The organism is Catellatospora sichuanensis (assembly GCF_007483665.1).
GTDB lineage: Bacteria > Actinomycetota > Actinomycetes > Mycobacteriales > Micromonosporaceae > Catellatospora > Catellatospora sichuanensis.
This window is the reverse complement of sequence record NZ_VIQO01000032.1, coordinates 26,552-44,660: the sequence shown is the minus strand read 5'-3', so window position 1 is coordinate 44,660 and position 18,109 is coordinate 26,552. Positions and strand designations below refer to the sequence as shown.

Annotated in this window: 7 protein-coding genes; 6 read left to right on the top strand and 1 reads right to left on the bottom strand. The window is 73.0% G+C overall.

The annotated features are described in order from the left end of the window. Nucleotide 1 precedes the first annotated feature (1 nt). From FLL47_RS43305 to FLL47_RS35355, 5 genes are read left to right on the top strand one after another with little or no spacing between them, the layout of a single operon-like run. Nucleotides 2–4,075 (top strand): DUF6603 domain-containing protein, encoded by a 4,074-nt coding sequence (locus FLL47_RS43305; protein WP_186316102.1) that lies wholly within the window; start codon nucleotides 2–4, stop codon nucleotides 4,073–4,075. Then, nucleotides 4,072–7,341, top strand: a complete 3,270-nt coding sequence (locus tag FLL47_RS35370) for a tetratricopeptide repeat protein (RefSeq protein WP_186316101.1) — start codon at nucleotides 4,072–4,074, stop codon at nucleotides 7,339–7,341. Before FLL47_RS43305 ends, FLL47_RS35370 begins: the two co-directional genes overlap by 4 nt. A gap of 2 nt (nucleotides 7,342–7,343) precedes the next feature. After that, nucleotides 7,344–8,393, top strand: a complete 1,050-nt coding sequence (locus FLL47_RS35365; protein ID WP_144127016.1) for a hypothetical protein — start codon at nucleotides 7,344–7,346, stop codon at nucleotides 8,391–8,393. Next, on the top strand, nucleotides 8,386–13,194 hold the full coding sequence (locus FLL47_RS35360; protein ID WP_144127015.1) for a hypothetical protein: 4,809 nt from the start codon (nucleotides 8,386–8,388) through the stop codon (nucleotides 13,192–13,194). The genes FLL47_RS35365 and FLL47_RS35360 overlap by 8 nt, the downstream gene beginning before the upstream one ends. A 2-nt stretch (nucleotides 13,195–13,196) precedes the next feature. Then, nucleotides 13,197–14,888, top strand: a complete 1,692-nt coding sequence (locus FLL47_RS35355) for a hypothetical protein (protein ID WP_144127014.1) — start codon at nucleotides 13,197–13,199, stop codon at nucleotides 14,886–14,888. A gap of 150 nt (nucleotides 14,889–15,038) precedes the next feature. Here the strand turns inward: FLL47_RS35355 and FLL47_RS35350 are convergent, their stop codons facing one another. Beyond that, nucleotides 15,039–17,528, bottom strand: coding sequence for a transglycosylase domain-containing protein (locus FLL47_RS35350; RefSeq protein ID WP_281286767.1), 2,490 nt, complete (start codon nucleotides 17,526–17,528; stop codon nucleotides 15,039–15,041). Between the two features lie 165 nt (nucleotides 17,529–17,693). Between FLL47_RS35350 and FLL47_RS44435 the strand changes: the two genes are divergently transcribed. Then, the gene (locus tag FLL47_RS44435) at nucleotides 17,694–17,912 is read left to right on the top strand and encodes a hypothetical protein (RefSeq protein ID WP_246159080.1); all 219 of its coding nucleotides are present in this window, start codon (nucleotides 17,694–17,696) and stop codon (nucleotides 17,910–17,912) included. The last annotated feature ends 197 nt before the right edge of the window (nucleotides 17,913–18,109 follow it).

Genomic DNA, 18,109 nt, shown 5'->3' with positions numbered 1-18,109 from the left:
GATGACGCCTTATCGGCCCATGGCCGGACTCATCCTCGTGTCGGTCGTCTTCGCCGACGGCCCCGCGGGCTCGTCGGCGGGCTTCACCCAGGCGGAGAAGACCGCCGTGCTCAGGGCGGTGTACGCCGGCACCGGGATATTGCGCAGGCTCTCCGAGCAGTGGGGCAACGCGCAGCCGGTGCCGGTGCGCCGGATCTGCACGTTCACGGTCACCCACGGCACCCGTCAACTGGCCCTGCCGCCGTGGCCGAAGGAACCCGACTGGGAGAAGGCCAAGCAGCACGACCAGGAATGGATGGATACCGCGACCCGGAAGATGGGCCTGGAGGGCCCCTTTGAGCAGCGGATCAGGACCCTGCGCGACGTTCTGAGAACAACAGCCTTCGGCGGCAGGGGCGTGGCCGATGCCGTCCCCCTGTTCGTCACCAAATACCACTGCCATCACCAGGCCTTCGCGCCTCCTGAGGGGTACGTGGTGATCGACTGGCCGTGGCTGCTGGCCACCCACTCGAAAATGCTGAACGAAGTTGTCGCGCATGAGATCGGCCACGTCTTCCAGGCCCCTGACGAATATCCGGGCAACTTCCCCAACGGGCTTCCCCACTGCCTGACCACCGAGGTGCGCGGGCCGTACGACACGGTCAACACGAACTGCGCGACGATCATCCCCGCCACCGACGACGGGGTGCCCGCAGTCCTCAACCTGAACCAGGTGCCCTGCCTCATGAACCATGGCACCCCGGACCTGTGCCCGAACACTCCGTTGTACTGGGGCTGGCGCGACGACGACGGGGACGGGATCGTCGACCTGGTCGCGCCCACGACGATCGAGCTGCCCGAGCGCATCGCCGTGACCGGCAAGGAGTTCACGATCCTCGGCCCCGGCATGTGGGATGTGCGAGCCGTCTCCGTGGGCAACGTATGGGCAACCACGATCGTCAACAATGACGCCACTCCGGAACGGCTCGACATCGTCGTGCCCCCCGGGGTGACGGGGATCGTCAGCATCAACGTGTTCACCCGGGCAGGCGGCTGCGTGTCCCCCTGGGAGGACACCTGGGTGTACGTCGGCCCCGAGCCTCCCGGCCCGCTTCCCGCCCTAGGTCCGCTGGTCCTCGGCCTGATGCCCGCTGCGGGCGCCCCCGGCACCCGGGTCAGGGTGCTGGGCTACCGGCTCGGGCCGGTCACGCAGGCGGTCAGCTTCGGCTCCGCGTCTGCCGACCTGACCGGGCTGCGTGTTCTCGACGAGCGGCCCGACGAGATCGAGGTGCCGGTGCCGGCACATCCGACCGGCGGGACCGTGACCGTCACGGTGACGACGCCGAGGGGCGTGTCCCCGCAGTTCCCCCCGTTCACCGAGTTCACCTATCAAGCCACGCCCACGGGGATGGGTGGTGGCCAGCCCGGGGAGACCGGTGCTGCGCAGCCGGTCGGCGAGCAGGCCGCGGGCACGCGGAGCAGGCTCGTGTCCGCCATGGACAGGCTGCATGATCCCAGCCCGGACACGCGGCGGGCGGCGCTGGCGGAAGTGCTCGGGGTGCCCGGTCTGGAGCCCGGGGACCTGCTGCGCAGCCTCACCGATCTCGATACGGGCCAGGCACCCGAGCGACCCGCGCTGTGGACCGCGCTGACGCGTGTCATGGCGGCCGCCGCCGAGCAGGCGCGGCCTGACTGGAGCCTGCGCGTCCCCGGCGTCGTGACGGCGGGCCCGACCGGGGTCACCGCCACCGGCACGACTGTTCCCGACCCGGCCGAACTCGTCTTCACGCTGCCCGCGCTGCGCCTGGCGGGCGCGCTCGACGCCGATTCGGTCACGCTGCGCCTGACGCTGCCCACCGACCCGACGGCGGCGGCACTGTCGTTCACGATCGACCGGCTGCGGGTCAGACTCCCCGCAGGCGGCCTGCTCAACCTCATGGTGCCCGGCGCGGCGGTGCTGGAGGGCCGCGTGGGCGCCACCGCCGACGCCAAGGGCGTACGGTTCACCGGCGGCAGCAGCGGCGGAATCGACGTGCCCTTGTCCGGGGTGCCGCACGGCGTCTCGGCTCCGTCGCTCAACCTCGCGCCGCTCGCGGCGGGAGACGGCATCCGGCTGACGGCATCGTTGGGCGCCACCCTGCTCGGCATGGCCGCGACCCTCGACGGTACCGGCATCGAGGTGAGCCTGCCCGCCCCGGGGGCCGCCCCGTCGCTGCGTCCGGTCCCACCGGCGGGCGCCGGGCTGGTCGTGGCGCTCGGACCCGCGCGCGGCGCCGGCTACCTGCGCGAGCGCCCCGACGGCCGGTACGGCGGCGCGTTCGTGCTCCGGATGGGGATCGTCGACGTCGCGGCGTTCGGCCTGCTGCGCGCGGACCCGTTCTCGCTGCTCATCGTGCTCAGCGCGCACTTCACTCCACCGATCGAGCTTGGTCTCGCGTTCACCCTCAACGCGATCGGCGGCGTGGTCGGGGTCAACTACGCCGTCGACGACGACGGGCTGAGCGCCGCGGTCCAGAGCGGCCACCTCGACCACCTGCTGTTCCCGGCCGACTCCGCGAGCGCCGCCCCGCAGGTCGTCGCCACGCTGGCGTCGGTGTTCCGTGAGCGGCGGGGCGGTGCGCTGGTCGGGCCGATGGTGCGCCTCGGCTGGGGCAGGCCGGTCTCGTTCCTCACCGCGGATCTGGGCGTGATCCTGGAGCTGCACTCCGGCCGGACGGTGATCCTCGGCCGGCTGCGGATGGCGCTGCCGGCCCCGCAGGCGCCCGTCGTGGACCTGCGCGCCGCGTTCAAGGGCACCATCGACGCCGCGGGTGGCCGGGTCCAGCTTGACGCCACGCTGACGGGGTCCCGGCTGGCGCTGTTCGCGATCGACGGCGGCCTGGCCATGCGCGTCGAGGCCGGCGACCACCCCATGTTCCTGCTCTCCGCCGGGGGCTTCCGCGACGGGTTCCCGGTCCCCGCGGACTTCCCGGTGCCCAAGCGGCTGACGGTCCCGCTCGCCGACACCCCGTTCCTGCGCATCATCTTCCGCGGGTACGTGGCGATCACGCCGGGCACGCTCCAGATCGGAGCGCAGCTCGACGTCAACGTGGGGACGTCGAGCACCGGGGTCAGCGGATCGCTGGGCTTCGACGCGCTGATGCGCTGGGAGCCCAGTTTCGGCGTCTCGCTGCGGGCCGGCGGCTCGTTCCGGCTGCGGATCGCCGGCGAGACCCTGTGCTCGGTGAGCATCAGCGTGCTCGTGGAGGGCCCTACGCCCTGCTGGCACGTCGCAGGCCGGGCGCGGGTCCGGATCGCGCTGGCCACCGTGTCGTTCCCGTTCGATGAAAGCTGGGCCTGCACGGGGCAGATCACCGCCCCCGCACCGCCGGATGTGGCGTCGCTGCTGGACAAGGCCGTACGCGACCCGAGGTCCTGGGCGCCGCTGCCGCCGCTGGGCGCCGAGCCCATCGTGGTGCTCGACTCCCGCCAGGAGGGCCTGCTGCATCCGCTGGGGCGGGTGCGGTTCAGCCAGCGGGTGGTGCCGCTCGGCGTGCCCGTGACCCGCTTCGGGCCGGGGCGCCTGCCCGCGGCGACGACGTTCGAGGTGGCGGTCGGCTTCGCCGCCGGCGGGCCGGAACACACGAAGCAGACGCGCGAACAGTTCGCCCGCGCGGACTTCTTCGACCTCACCGACGAGCAGAAACTGCACGAGCCCGCCTTCGAGCCGCTGCGCTCCGGCGCGGAGCTGGTCCCGCCTACCCCGGCGGCGCTCGCCATGCCGCGCGAGTCCCGCCGGATGGAGTACGAGACCAAATGGGTCGGCGACGGGCTGAGCCTCGGCACCCGGCTGGCCGACGCCGCGTTCGTCGAGGCGGCACTGGCCAACAACGCCGTGGCCCGCAGCACCATCCGCGACGACGACCGCGCCCTCGCCCAGCCGGAACGCGAGCCGATCCTGCTGCCCCGGGCATACGCGACGGCGGACACCCGCACGCTCACCGAGGACATCACCCGGCCCCGCCGGCAGACCTTCACCGAAGCCGCCGCGCAGCTCGCCGGTGCGGCGCAGCGGGACAACCTGCAGCTGATCCCCGCCCACGAGGTGCGCCGATGAACAATTACCAGTTCCTGGCCTGGGTACGGGCCGGCGCTGCCGCCTCGCTGTCCGACCTGGACGACACTCGGCGGCCCGCCCCGGCCCGCGGGCGGCTCGAGGTGTCGGTCGCGGTCGGCGGGAACTCGAGGGCCAACCCGATCACCCTCTACGGGCCGGGTGACGTGCTGTCGCTGGACCAGCGCCAGATCGTGCGCGTCTACCCGCCGCCCGGGACCGCCGACGCCGAGACGACGAACTTCCCGCTCGTCGAGTTCGACCGGGCCGACCTGCCGTGGATGTTCACCCCGCTGCGGGGGCCCGACCGCGGTCCGCTGCGCCCGTGGCTGGCGCTGGTGTGCCTGCCCGCCCGCTGGAAGCCCCGGCGGGAGGCCGGCCGCCCGCTGCCCGTGCTGCGGGCGCCCGGCGACCAGCTGCCCGACCCGCTGTCGCTGCACCTGTGGGCGCACTCGCAGGTGATCGCCGAGCACGCGGAGGTGGCCGGGTTCCTGGGACCCGGAGCCGACCCGCGCCGCTCGATCTCGCGGCTGCTGGCCTCGCGCCTGCTGCGGGCGTTCACCGACTACGTCGCATGCGTCGTGCCCGCGTTCGAGGCGGGACGCCTGGCGGGACTCGGCGACGACGAGGAGGGCGACCTGTCGCCGTCGTGGCGCAACGACGAGGAGACCGAACTCCCGGTGTACTTCTCCTGGGAGTTCCGGACCGGCGAGCCCGGCGACTTCGAGATCCTCGCCGACCGGCTGCGCAACTGGCCCCTGCCCGCCGACGTCGGCCAACGCCCGATGGTGGTCGGCAACGGCGCCGGGCGCTTCACCGTCCAGGTCGAGAGCGCGCTGCGCCGGACGGGCACCGACGGCACGCGGGCCGGCTGGCCCTTCGACGAGACGAGCACGCGGTGGCGGGCGGATCTCGACCGGCGGCTGACCCCGGCCCCGGTCGGCGACGACGACCCCGATCCGGAGGTCCTGCCCCCGCGCTACGGCGGGTTCCACCGCGTACGCGACCGGGTCGGGCTCGCCGAGAGCGGCTGGTTCGCCGAGCTCAACCTCGATCCGCGCTGGCGGGTGGCCGCAGGCCTGGGCACGCTGGCGGTGCAGAGCGACCAGGAGCGGCTCATGGCGTCGGCGTGGCGGCAGCTCGCCGACATCCGCGAGGCCAACCGGTTCCTCAACCTCGGCCGGTTCGCCAGGCTGGTCGGGCGCTCGCTGCACCGGCGCCACCTCGACCCGCTCAGCCCGGAGGAGGCGTTCGAGGTCAGCCTGCCGCTACAGGCGCGGGTGCCACGCGGAGCGCTCACGCTGCACGGTGAGGTCCGCGACAGCGGCCTGCCCGACGGCACCGCGTCCCTCGCCTACCACCGCGCGACCAGCCCCCGCGGCCCACTCAGCCGCCGCGTCGCGGCGAGCGTGGCGGGCGCCGGCGACCGTTTCCCGTTCCGGCAGACGGTCAGCGCGCTGGCCAGGACCCCGGCCGGGCTGGCCGCGCCGTACCGGCAGCCGGACGGCGCGGTCACCTTCCGGACGGCGCCGGACGCGATCCTGCACGGGGCGCGGCTGGCCGCGTACTGGAAGGCCCTGACGCCGTCGGGCCAGCCCCTGCTCGACTGGGCCGGGGCCCAGCAGCAGCTCGCCGATCGGGCGAACCGCCGGATCGTCGACGCCGCCGCCCTGCAGAACGCGCCGGACCTGACGGACGCGCTGCTGGACGACTCGCTCGTGCTGTCCACCATGGCCGAGATCGAGGCGCCGGAATCGTTCTTCACCGAGTCCCGGCTCGACGAGTCCGGCAACATCCGATTCCCGAATGGAAACACCATGCCCGTATCCGACGTCATTCCGCTGGCCGTCGATCTGGACTCGCTGGACGGCGACCAGCTGCTGAAACTGGCCACTACGTGGCGGTCGCTGGGGCAGTCGCTGCGCCAGCAGGGCCGGCTCGAAGAATCGGCCGCCTACGCGCACCGCGCCGTCGAAGCGTTCCTCCGCCTGGCCGGTCCGGACCCCGCCGGGTACAACGCCTCCGTGGTGGCGAGCCTGACGGAGCTGGCCGGCGACCGGTACACCGTCGGCCCGATCGAGGAGTTCATCGCCCTGGCCGAACGCGTGATCGCCCACTTCAGCGCCCAGGCGCAGCTCTTCCCGACCGACGACAAACGCCACCGCGACGCCGCCGCCAACGCCGGGCAGATCATGCGCTGGATCGCCAAAGCCCTCCGCGAACACGGCCGGCGCGAGGAGGCCGTGCCCCACGCCCAGCGCGCCGTCGAGACCTTCCTGCCCCTGGCCGAGCTCGACCCCGCCAGGCACGACGTGTGGCTTGCCGCGAGCCTGGGAGAGCTGGCCGGCGACCGAAACACCATCGGCCCGATCGAGGAGTTCATCGCCCTGGCCGAACGCGTGATCGCCCACTTCAGCGCCCAGGCGCAGCTCTTCCCGACCGACGACAAACGCCACCGCGACGCCGCCGCCAACGCCGGGCAGATCATGCGCTGGATCGCCAAAGCCCTCCGCGAACACGGCCGGCGTGAAGAGGCGGTGCCCCACGCCGAACGCGCCGTCGAGACGTTCCTGCCCCTGGCCGGGCTCGACCCCGCCACCTACGACGCCTTTCTGATCGCCTGCCTGCCGGAGCTGGCCGGCGACCGCTACGTCTTCGGCCCCGTCGACGGTTTCATCGCCCTGAGCGAGCGCGCCATCGCCCACTTCACGGGCCAGGCGCAGCGCTTCCCCACCACCGACAAACGCCACCGCGACGCCGCCGGCAACGCCGGGCAGGCCATGCGATGGGCCGCCAGGGCCCTGCGCGAACACGGCCGGCGGGAAGAGGCCGTGCCCTACGCCGAACGCGCCGTCGAGATCTTCCTGCCCCTGGCCGGAGCCGATCCCGCCAAGTACGACGCCTTCTTGGTGGGGAGCCTGACGGAGCTGACCACCGACCGCTACGTCATCGGGCCGGTCGACGGCTACGTCGCCTCCGTCGACCGTGCCATCGCCCACTTCACCAGCCAGGCGCAGCGCTTCCCCACCACCGACAAACGCCACCGCGACGCCGCCGGCAACGCCGGGCAGGCCATGCGCTGGGCCGCGAAAGCGCTCCGCGAACACGGCCGGCCGGCAGAGGCGGTGCCCTACGCCGAACGCGCCGTCGAAACCTTCCAGCCCCTGACCGAACTCGACCCCGACCGGTTCAAGCAGTTCCTGTCCGCGGCACAGGGGGAGCTCAAGAGCTACCGCGCCGCGGCCGGACTGCCCGACGACGGGAGATAGCCGTGCCCGAAACACCCCTGAGCAAGATCGTCTCGTCGGCGGCGCGTGTGCTGGTGGCCGGCCGGCTGCCGCTGCGGGCGGTGCTCGGCACCACCCGGGCCGACGTGATCGCCATGGTCGTCGACGCGCACGAGCGGCTGCTGCACGCGTCGGACCTGCCCGCGCTCGATCCGCGGGCGACGCTGCCGCTGGACGACGTCCGGCGCTCGGTGGTCGAGCTGACCGATCCGGTGCGGTCGCTGCGGGCGGTGTTCGGCGCGCGCATCAAGCGGCCGCCGGGCGCGGAGGCGGCCGACGACACGGACCCGGTGCAGTGGGCTCCGTCGTTCCCAGAGCCGATGTGGCGCTCGCTGTCCAACGACTGGCTGCTGGCCGGGCTGGACAATCTGCCGCCCGACACGGCCTGCGTCGCCCTGACCAACGCTGCGTTCGTCCGGTCGTACCTGGTGGGCGCCAATCACGAGTTCGCCCGCGAGCTGCGCTGGCGCGAGTACCCCACCGACCAGCGCGGCACCTACTTCGCGGTGTTCTGGGGGTCGGGGCCGGACGTCGCTCCGCTGCACACCTGGCCCGCGGACACCCTGCTCGACGACAGCGACGCGGACGCCGACCGGATCGTGCTGCTGCTGCGCAGCGCACTGCTGCGCCGCTACCCGGGTGCGGTCATCTACGCCGCGCCGGTCACCGGGACCGGAGCCGACCGGCAGCCCGACGACGGTCGGGCCTGCTATCCGATGTTCCGGGGCGCTCTCGACGCGGAGACCACGTTCATCGGCTTCGACCTGCCCGAGCAGGTGCTGCTCGACTCGCCGTGGTGCTTCGTCATAGCCGAGCAGCCATGCGAGCCCCGGTTCGGCATCGACAGCCTGCCCCCGGCCGACGACACCCCGGCCTTCGCGGCGCCGCCGGTGGGCAACTCCGCCGCCGCGGCGGGCTTCTACTTCCAGCAGCCGGTGCGGTTGGTGCTCCCGGCCGCCCGGCTGCTCTCCCCGTCCCCCGGCGCGGCCGAGGTGCCCGCCCGTGGTCCTGTAACGGAAGGCGTACATGGTTGACATCCAGCGGCTTCGCACCGAGGCCGCCTCCCTGCGTCACGCCGTCGCGGTTGCGGAGTCGGCGCTGCTCGACTTCGACCTGGCCACCGCCGCCACGGCCGGTGAGCAGGCCGCGGCCGGCACGCGGCCCAGCACAGCCGCCGAGACCGACCGCGACCACGGCCGGGCCGCGCTCGTCGACGAGGTGGCCACGCGGCGCGGCGCGCTGGACGGCCTGCTGCGGGCCGAGCTGGACGAGCCGGTCGGCTTCGACGAGCTGGCCGCCGCGCTGGATCCCGCGGTGCCGCTGCTGCTCACGCCTGTGCGGATCGAGACGCGGCTGCGGCCGGCCAGTGGTCCGCCCACGACGATGCAGGTGCGCATCTTCCCCGACGCCGTCCACATCGAGGAGCACGAGCCGGCGCTGACCGACGGCGAGGTCCAGCTCGGCGAGCGGTACTGGCGGACGGTCTGGCGGGCCGGGCGCACCGGCGCCGAGCGCGGCCGGATCCAGCTCGCGGCGTGGGACCAGCTGGCCGGTGCGCTCGGTGCGGCCAGGGCCGCCTGGGTGGCGCGCCGGCTCACCCCCGTACACGACGACCGGCCCGAACAGCCGCTGCCCGACGACGCGGCAGAACCCTCGCCGCAGTTCCCCTCGGACCTGGTGCGGCGTGGCCGGGCGTGGGGCAGGGCAGCACACGCGTCGACACTGCCGGACCGATTCGTGGTGCTCGCCTACCAGGGTGACCGCCTGGTGGCCGCCAAGGCCGGGCGGACCGTACCCGACGTGGTGCCGATCGGCCCCGACCTGCACGCCGGGTCGGCCGCGGGCGTCGCCGACCTGGCGCTGCGCTGGATGATCGAGTACAGCGCGGCGGAGGAGATCGGGCTGGCCGTCACCGTGCCGCTGCAGGGCCACGACCCGGCCCGGGTGCCGCTGCTCTCGCACGTGCTGGTGCTCGGAGTGTCGGCCTCGCTGGACCCCGACGCGTCCGCTGCCCGGCTGGAGGAGATGCTGCGCGGCCACCGCGAGACGGGAACCGCCGAGTTCGTGGCGCAGGGCTCGCCGACCAACAACACCGTCACCGCCACCAGGCAGCGGACAGCACCGCTCGACGTGGACGATCTGCTGCTGGCCGGAGACGAGATCCCGCCGAGCGACCCGCTCGCCAACGGCAACATCGTCGCACGGGCGCTGGGCGTCACCGCGCAGAGCCTCGCCCGGATCCCGGGCACCGACGACACCGAGCAGGCCGACGCGCGCGCCCTGCAACTGGCGCTGTGGACGGCGACCGGCGAGCACTTCCTCGACGATCTGATGGAGAGCGCCAGCCGCGACCGGGAGGCGGTCAGCGCCGCGAACCGCGACTGGCTGCGCGGCCACTTCGTGGACAACGTACGCGCTCGCGGGCCGCTGCCGGTGCTGCGGCTGGGCGCGCAGCCGTACGGGCTGCTCCCCGTCACCTCCTTCCGTGGCTGGCAGGCCGGTGCGGGGGAACCGCCCGCGCTGGCCCGGATGCACCTGTTGCTGGAGACGCTGCGCCCGCTGTGGGCGGACGGGGTGCCGACCCTGCCGCGGGTCGGCGGCCCCGATCAGCCGGGTGAGCACCTGGAGGTGCCGAAAGCGGCCCGAGACGTGCTGCGCGCCCTCGGCCTGTCGCCGGTGTCGCGCACGGTCCGGGTGCGCGGCGTGCGCGGCGCACTGAACGCCTGCTACCGCAACGTGCTCGGCGACATCGAGATTCAGTGCGGCGACGACACGCCTGAGCGGCGGTTCGCCGAGGCGCTGACGCGTGCGCTCGGCCTGGACGAGTGGCTGGGCTACCAGCAGCCAGTTGTCAATCTGCACCAGAACGACGGCGGCGACGATCCACCGCGGCTGTGGCTGCCCTGGGTGCGCCGCCTCCCGTCGGACGGCGGCGACCCGGTGGAGGTGCTGGCCGGCTTCCTGGAGGACGTGGTCAGCCAGGTCGAGCCGCTGCTGCTGGCCACCGGTCCGGAGCAGGCCGCCACCCTGCTGGAGGCCCTGCTGCGCCACGCGGCGAACCGGGAGTACGCCATGGCCGCCGCGCACACCGCCCGCTGGGGCCAGGTGGTCACCGACGCGAAGGTGCGCACCGAGGAAGTGGTGTTCAGCCGCACCAGCCCGGCCGACCGGGCGGCGCTCCAGGTGAAGACGGGCCTGCTCGCGAAGGTGTTCCACGCCGGCGCGCTGCTCGACGCCAAGCTGCCCGCCGAGGCCGACACCCCGATCGTGCAGCTGCTGCAGGCCGACCGGGCTGTCCTGGCCACCGAAGTCGGCAAGGCCCGGCTCGGCAACGGGCGGCTGGACGCCGACGTGAGCATCGCCGCGAAGCTGCCGAAGCGCCCGTGGAGCGCCCGGCTTGTCGAGGCCGACGCCGCCCTGCAGTACCTGGCCCGCCGGGTCCGGGACTGGCACGCCCGGGGCGAGGACCCGTTCCCGGCGGTCGAACGGCTGCTCGGAGAGTGCCTGGACCTGGTGTCGCACCGGCTCGACGCCTGGATCACATCGCTGGCCACCACCCGGCTCGCCGCCATGCGCGACGCGTCGCGCCGGCCGCACGGCATCCAGCTGGGCTCCTACGGCTGGGTCACCGACCTGCACCCGCGCCCGGAGGCACAGCGCAGCGACGGCTCGATCCTCGCCCCGTCGCTGCGGCAGGCGACGACCGCGGCGATCCTGCGCAGCGGCGCCCTCGCGCACCCGAGCGATCCGGGAGCGTTCGCCGTCGACCTGTCGTCGCGGCGGATGCGGGTCGCGATGGCGATCCTCGACGGCGTACGCCGCGGCCAGCACATCGGGGCGCTGTTCGGCTACCGGCTGGAGCGCCGCCTGCACGACGCCCGGGAGGCGGCCGAACCGGCCGACCGGCTCGAACTCGACCGGTTCATCCACCCGCTGCGGGAGATCGCGCCCCTGCCCCGGCTCCACCACCCGGCGGACCCTCTGGCGCAGGCGCAGGAGTTCATCGCCGCGCACGACGTCGTCGACGGCGCTCGGCTGGCCGAGCTGGGCACCGACGCGGCGCTCGGCCTGCTCCGTGGCAGGCTGCAGGGCGACCGCCCGGCATGGTCGGCGGCCGAGGAGCAGGCCTTGCGGGCTGCGCTCGACACCCTGCAGGACGACGTCGACGCCGTCGCGGACCTCCTGCTGGCCGACAGCGTGCATCAGCTCGCCCACGGCAACCCGGAACGGGCCGGGGCGACCCTCGACTCGCTGGCGGCCGGCGGGCAGCCCCCACCCCGGCCCCAGGTGCTTGACCTGGTCCGCTCCGCTACCCCGGTGACGCACCGGGTCCTCGTCGCCGTGCCCGGCAGCCTCGCCCCGGCCGCCGGATGGGACGGGCAGCGGCGGCAGCGGCCGCGGGCGCTGGCCGAGCCGCGCCTGGACGCCTGGGCCGGTCACCTGTTCGGCCCGACCGAACGGCTCCGGCTCCGCATCGCCTGGCACGTCCCGAACGTGACCGCCCCGCCCGTGATCACCGAGCACGCGTGGCCCCTGGCCGACGAATGCGCGCTGGACGTGGTCGCGCTCGCGGCCGACGACACCCTCGAAGCGCTGCTGCTCGCCCGGTCGGGTGCGCAACGCCCATCCGGCGCCCCGCCCCAGGCCGTGCCGCAGCTGGCCCACGACCGGGACACGGCGTGGCTGCGGACCGCCGTCGGGGCCGGTGAGCTGATCGCGCTGGCCCGTGCCGTCGCGGCGGCGCTCGCCGCCGGCCGGGCCGCCACGGCCGCGGACCTCGCCCCCGCGGCCCACCCGCCGCAGGCCGAACCTCCCGCCGACCTGCGCAACCGGGTCACCCGCGCGCTGGATGACCTGGATCGGCTGCTGCTCACCGCCCCACCGGACGGGACCGGCACCGATGAGCAGCGACGAGAATGGCTGCAGCAGCTCGCCGCGTACGGCGTCACCGACCCGGTCACCGCCCTGACCGGCAACAGCGCGGAACTACGCGCCGCGAAGGCGTCGGCCGCGAAGGTCGCCAAGACACGCCTAGACGCGGCCCGCACAGCGCTGAACGGGGGGTCCGCATCGGACGCCGACACGTATGCCCTCGGGGAGGCGCTGGCCGCATTGTTCGGCCCGGGATTCCGCGCCGCGGACCTGTTCATCCCACCGAACGGGGCCGTGCTCAACAGCTCCCTCGGCCCGGACCTGCGGCGCGGCGATCCGGCCCGGGACCCGGTCCGGACCTGGCTCGACCGGGCCGGCACGGTGCGGCCCGCGGTCGCCGCGCTCAGCGACCTCCTCCTGTACGCCGACGCGGCGGGCACCGGCCGGGCGCTGGCCCTACGCGCCGGGCAGACCCCGTTCGCCGCCGGAGACCGGTGGATCGGCGCCGACCGCCTCGACGACGGCAGTCCGGCGCCCGTGGTGCCCGCGACCGGGCTGGTGATCCACGGACCGGACGACGCCGACCTGTCCAAGCCGACCGCGGCGCTCGTCATCGACACGTGGGCCGAGCAGATCCCCGACGAGGTCCAGTCCGCCGGCGTGTCGTTCCACTTCGACGCGCCCGGCGCGCGGCCGCCCAACACGATGCTGCTGGCCATGCCCGCGGTGCCCGGAGCGGCGTGGACCACGGACAGCCTGGCCGCGCTACTGCGCGAGACGCTCGACCTCGCACAGCTGCGCCTGGTCGACCTGGAGACGCTGACCTGGCTCGGCCGTTACCTGCCCGCCGCGTACCTACCCGACGGCGCCATCGGCACCACGCCGGGCATCAAGTTCAAGGACCTGGTCCTGAAGACGGCCGCCAAGCCCGGCTTCACGGAATTCCGGAGAGCGGAGTCATAGCGGTGGCCGACGACACCAGATTCGCGCAGTACCAGCGGCTGGAGCCGCGCACCCGCCCCGACCGGCACGGCGGGTCGCTGGAGGACGCGCTCGCCGCGACCGTGGCCGACCCCCTGTTCCTGCTGGCCAGGCAGTGGCAGCTGGCCGAGTTCCAGGGTGAGGACGGCGGTTCGCCCATCGCGTCGCGCCTGACGACGGAGGCGACGCCGATCAGCCGGTTCCGTCCCGGCGAGACCGGTGACCTAGTGGACCTGCCCACCGACCGGCCGCTGGAGCACCTGGTCGAGCACGGCACCGACCTCGGCCTGACCGTACGCGAGACAGCCCGTTGCGGGCTGCGGTTCCTCACCATGCTCGGCCCCGTCCCCGACCAGGCCGTCGACGACGTGCTCGCATCGTGTCCCCTGCCGGACGCTGGGATCCATGCCCGCGACACGGCCGGGCAGTCACTGCACCGGGTACTGGCGGCGCGGGCACCGGATGCGGTCGCGCTCGCCCGCAGGCTCCGTGAGGGCTGGCAGCCGTCCGGGCTGGCCGGTGACCAGGTCGGCCGCTTCCGGGACACCGCAAAGCGGTGGCTGGCGTGGTTCGCCGCCGAGCATCCCGGTGCGGGTAAGGCGTGCTGGGTGTCGGAGCGGCTGGAGCACCGGTTCAGCCTGGGCGCCTCGTTCCCCGGCCAGGAGGTGGGGCTGACCGTGCCGGAGTTCAGCGGCGGCCGGGTCGAGGGGTACCACTTCGACATCGACCTGCGGCCCGGGCGCGGGCTCGGCGCGGCGCCGAAGCTGGTCGAGTCGCCGGAGACGCGGACGCTGGCCACACGCGCCGGGTATCCGGGGATGCCGGCCGAGCGGTGGTGGGAGTTCGAGGACGACACGGTCAACCTGCCGGCGATCAATGCCGGACCGGTCGATCTCGCCCGGCTGCTGCTCGTCTCGTTCGCCAACGTGTATGGCAACGACTGGTGGATCATCCCGGTCGATCTGAAGGTCGGCCTGCTGCACCGGATCAAGTCGCTGACCGTCACCGACACGTTCGGCGACGAGGTCGACATCGAACCCACCGACCTCGTTCACGAGGACGGCTGGTCGGTGTTCCGCCTCACCGACGCCGTGACGGGGCGGCCGGGGCCGGCCTGGCTGCCACTGCCACCCACCGCGGGCCACCTCGTGGAAGGCCCCCCGGTAGAGGAGGTCATGTTCGTACGGGACGAAATGGCAAACCTCGGGTGGGCGATCGAGCGGGTCGTGCAGGGCGCCACCGGGCGGCCCCGGCCTCGGCACACCGAAACGCCCGAGCCGGAGGCTGTGCAGCTGTCGGCCGACGCGCTCACCTACCGGCTGGAGACACCCGTGCCCGAGCACTGGATCCCGCTCGTGGCTGTGCCGTTGCGGCCCGGGTCGGATGCGGTGAAGTTCCGGCGCGGCCGGATCCCGCGCTTCGACGAGCACGGTGTGCGCCTGGAACCGGTGCTGCCAGCGGGGCGGATCCTGGAACGCACGGACGGCCCGGTCATGTTCCGGGACGAGGAGATCTCCCGAGCCGGTGTGCACGTCACCAGGACACCGGTGCTGACCCGCTGGCACGGTGGTGGCGTCTTCGGCTGGACCAGCCGTCGTGCGCAGACAGGCCAGGGCGAGGCTGCCAGCAACCTCCAGTACGACGCAGCAATCCCGCCGAGGACCGTCACCGGCTAGACCGCCCAGACCCGTCCCGCCCCGAGGACCCGACGCTCTACCTCCGCTTCTTCTGACGAGGATCGGCGTCCGTGGCCGGAACACGTGGTGTGATACGACGTTCCGGCCACGGACACCGATCGCCTCAAGCGTCGCGAGGCCGCTGGACGGTCACGGGCGCCGGGGGGACGGGGATGGTTTGGGGCTGGTCGACGGGCTGGGTTTCGGGCTGGGCTCGGGGCTGGGCTCGGGGGACGGGTCGCCGCCGCAGGGCTGGTCCGGGCCGCAGGAGGTTGAGGGCTCGGGGGCAGCGCTGGAGGGGGCTGCCGACGGGGCGGGGGACGCGCCGTCGCCGCGGTCGGGGTCGCCGAGGTTGCCGTCGCTGCCGTCGGCGAGCGGCTGGGCCTTGAGGTTCATCGCCTGGTGCGCGTCGTTCATGAACTGCTCCCAGATCTGCCCAGGTAGCGCCGATCCGCCGATCTTGTCTTTGTCGCGGTCGCGCAGCGGCAGCTCCTCGCGGACGTTGCCGACCCAGACCGCGGTGGCGATCTGGGGGGTGTATCCGATGAACCACGCGTGCGCGTTCTCTCCGGGGAACATCTTCTGGCCGTTGGGTTTGAGGCGGCCGTTCTCCCAGGTGCCGGTCTTGGCGGCGGACTGGCGGCCGGACAGCGCGTGCGCGCCGGGGATCTGCCGGAGCACCGAGGTGACCTCGTCGGCGATCTCGGCGCGCATCGCCTGCCGGGACTCGACCTTCTCGCCGAGACCATCGACCGGCTTCCATTCGCCGGTGTCCTTGTCCTTCTTCTCGACCTTCACGACGAAGTGCGGCTTGCGCCAGACGCCGTGCGCGGCGAAGGTGGCCGCGCCGGAGGCGTGATCGAGCACGGTGATCGGGTACTGCCCGAAGCCGACCTGGTAGCCGAACGTGCTCTTGATGCGGCCGGCTTCGGCCCCGGCCAGGCGCATCGGCTTGCCGTCGGTGCCCCAGACGGTGGTGACTCCGGCGCGGCGGGCCATGTCGACGACCTTGTCCTGACCGATGTCCCGCGTGATCTTGTAGAACGGCACGTTGTACGACTTCACCGTCATCTGCTCCAGCGTGCAGAACTTGCCGCAGCTGGCGTCGTTGTCCCGGCCCGCGTTCTGCACGTTGTCCGGGTCGCCGTTCGCTTTGGACAGCGGCGTCGGGTCGAAGTGGCTCTTGATGGAGTAGCCGTCCTCCAGCGCCGCCGCCAAGGTGTAGATCTTGAACGAGGACGCGGGCGGGTGGCCGCCGTACTCCTTCTCGGTGCCGATGGCGTTGCGCCCCGCGTAGTCGACGCCGGTGCCGCTGTTGCCGCCGTAGTACGCGATCACCCGGCCGCTGTTCGGGTCGATCGCGACCGCCGCGGCCATCAGATTCTTCGGCTGGCCCTCCAGCAGGGTGCCCTTGCCGTCGACAGCAGCTTTCAGGGTCTCGGTGCAGGTCTCCTTGCCTTCCTTGGTCTGGCAGGTGCGTTCGAACTGGTGCGCGCGGTAGACCTGGCTCTCCAGCGCCTTCTGCGCGCGGCTGTCGATCGAGGTGGTGATGCGGTAGCCGCCGCTGCGCCAGTCCGGCACGTTCCAGGCGCGCATCTCCGCGCCCACGTAGTTGATCACGTTACCGGTGCCGCGGTCCTGGTAGCCCCACTCCCCCGCGTTCTGGCCCGCCTTGTACGCCTTCAGCGTCTGGTCGGGATAGGCCGCGGCGGCCCGGTCGGTGGCGCTCAGCCAGCCCATCTCGACCATGTTGTCCAGCACGTACCCCCAGCGGGCCTTGGCCGCCTCGGGACTGTTCTGCGGGTCGTAGCCGCCGTGGTTGTCGCTGGGCTCGGGCTGGCGCAGGACCGCGCCCAGCACCGCCGCCTCGGCCACGGTCAGCTTCGCCGCCTCCTTGCCGAAGAACGCCTGCGCGGCCGCGCCGACGCCGTAGGAGCCGCGGCCGAAGTAGACGGTGTTCAGGTAGAACCCGGCGATCTCCAGCTTGTCGTACTCGTCCTCCAGCTTGCGGGCCATCACCGCCTCGCGCATCTTGCGCGCGTACGTGATCTCCAGGTCGTCGGCGGCGGCGCGGGCGTACTGCTGGGTGATGGTCGACGCGCCCTGGGTCTCGCCGCCGGTCAGGTTGTTCCAGGCGGCGCGGGCGATGCCCGCCAGGTCGATGCCGTCGTGGCTGTAGAAGTTCTTGTCCTCGCCCGCGATCAGCGCGTTGCGCACCGGCTCCGGCAGCGTGCCGATCTGGATCAGGGTCCGGTTCTCCGCGCCCAGCTTGGCGATCGCCTTGCCGTCGACGGACAGCACCTCGGTGTTCTCCTTCAGCGGCAGCTGCTCCGGGCGGGGCACGCTGCTGTAGAACCAGGTGCCCGCGATCAGCCCGACGCCGGACAGCACGACGGCGACGCCGATCATGCCCGCGATCAGCGCCCGCCGACGCCGCGGGCTGCGCTTCTTCTCGGCCACGGGCTGCGCCGCCCCGCCAGCCCGGCCCGCCAGGGACGGGACGCCGGCTCGGGACGCCTGCTCCCGGCCCGCGACCGGGGCCGGGGCACCGGCTCGGGGGGCCTCGGCCCGGCCGGTCGCCGGCGGCGCGGGCGGCCGCGCCCGGCCGATGACCGGCTCATCATCTCCATAGGTAGTCAAGTTTCACACCGTCCCATCCGGATACACGAATGCTGCCAGGACCTACGCTTGCCGCAGACTAGACACATCCCGCATGCCCACGGGTACCGCATGACAATCAGTGGTCTATATAAAACTGACGAAGTCGGTTGACACCTACAGGGCTCCATCGAAGTTGGAGACTGTATGGACGTCCCCCCGCTCGACCGCGACGGCAAACGCCGGCTGGCGATCATCCGCCATGTCGAAGAAGTCACCGGCAACGTCTCGATGACCTGCCGGTACTTCATCTTCTCGACCGGCTTGAACTCGAACGACCCGACGTTGTTGACCAGGATGTCCACGCTCGGGACCCGGTCGCACAGCCGATCGACGTCTTCGGTGACCGCGAAGTCTGACCGCTGACCGACGCACCAGGCACCTCGCGGCGCGGCCTGTCGACGGCCTCGGTCAGCCTCTGCGGATCACGGCCGTTGAGGATGATGTCGGCGCCTTCGGTGGCCAGGGCCTTCGCGGTCGCGTAACCGATTCCCTGGGTCGATCCGCTGATGAACGCTGTCTTGCCCGGTCAAGGGGTCTGTGATTGCACCATTCCGGCACCA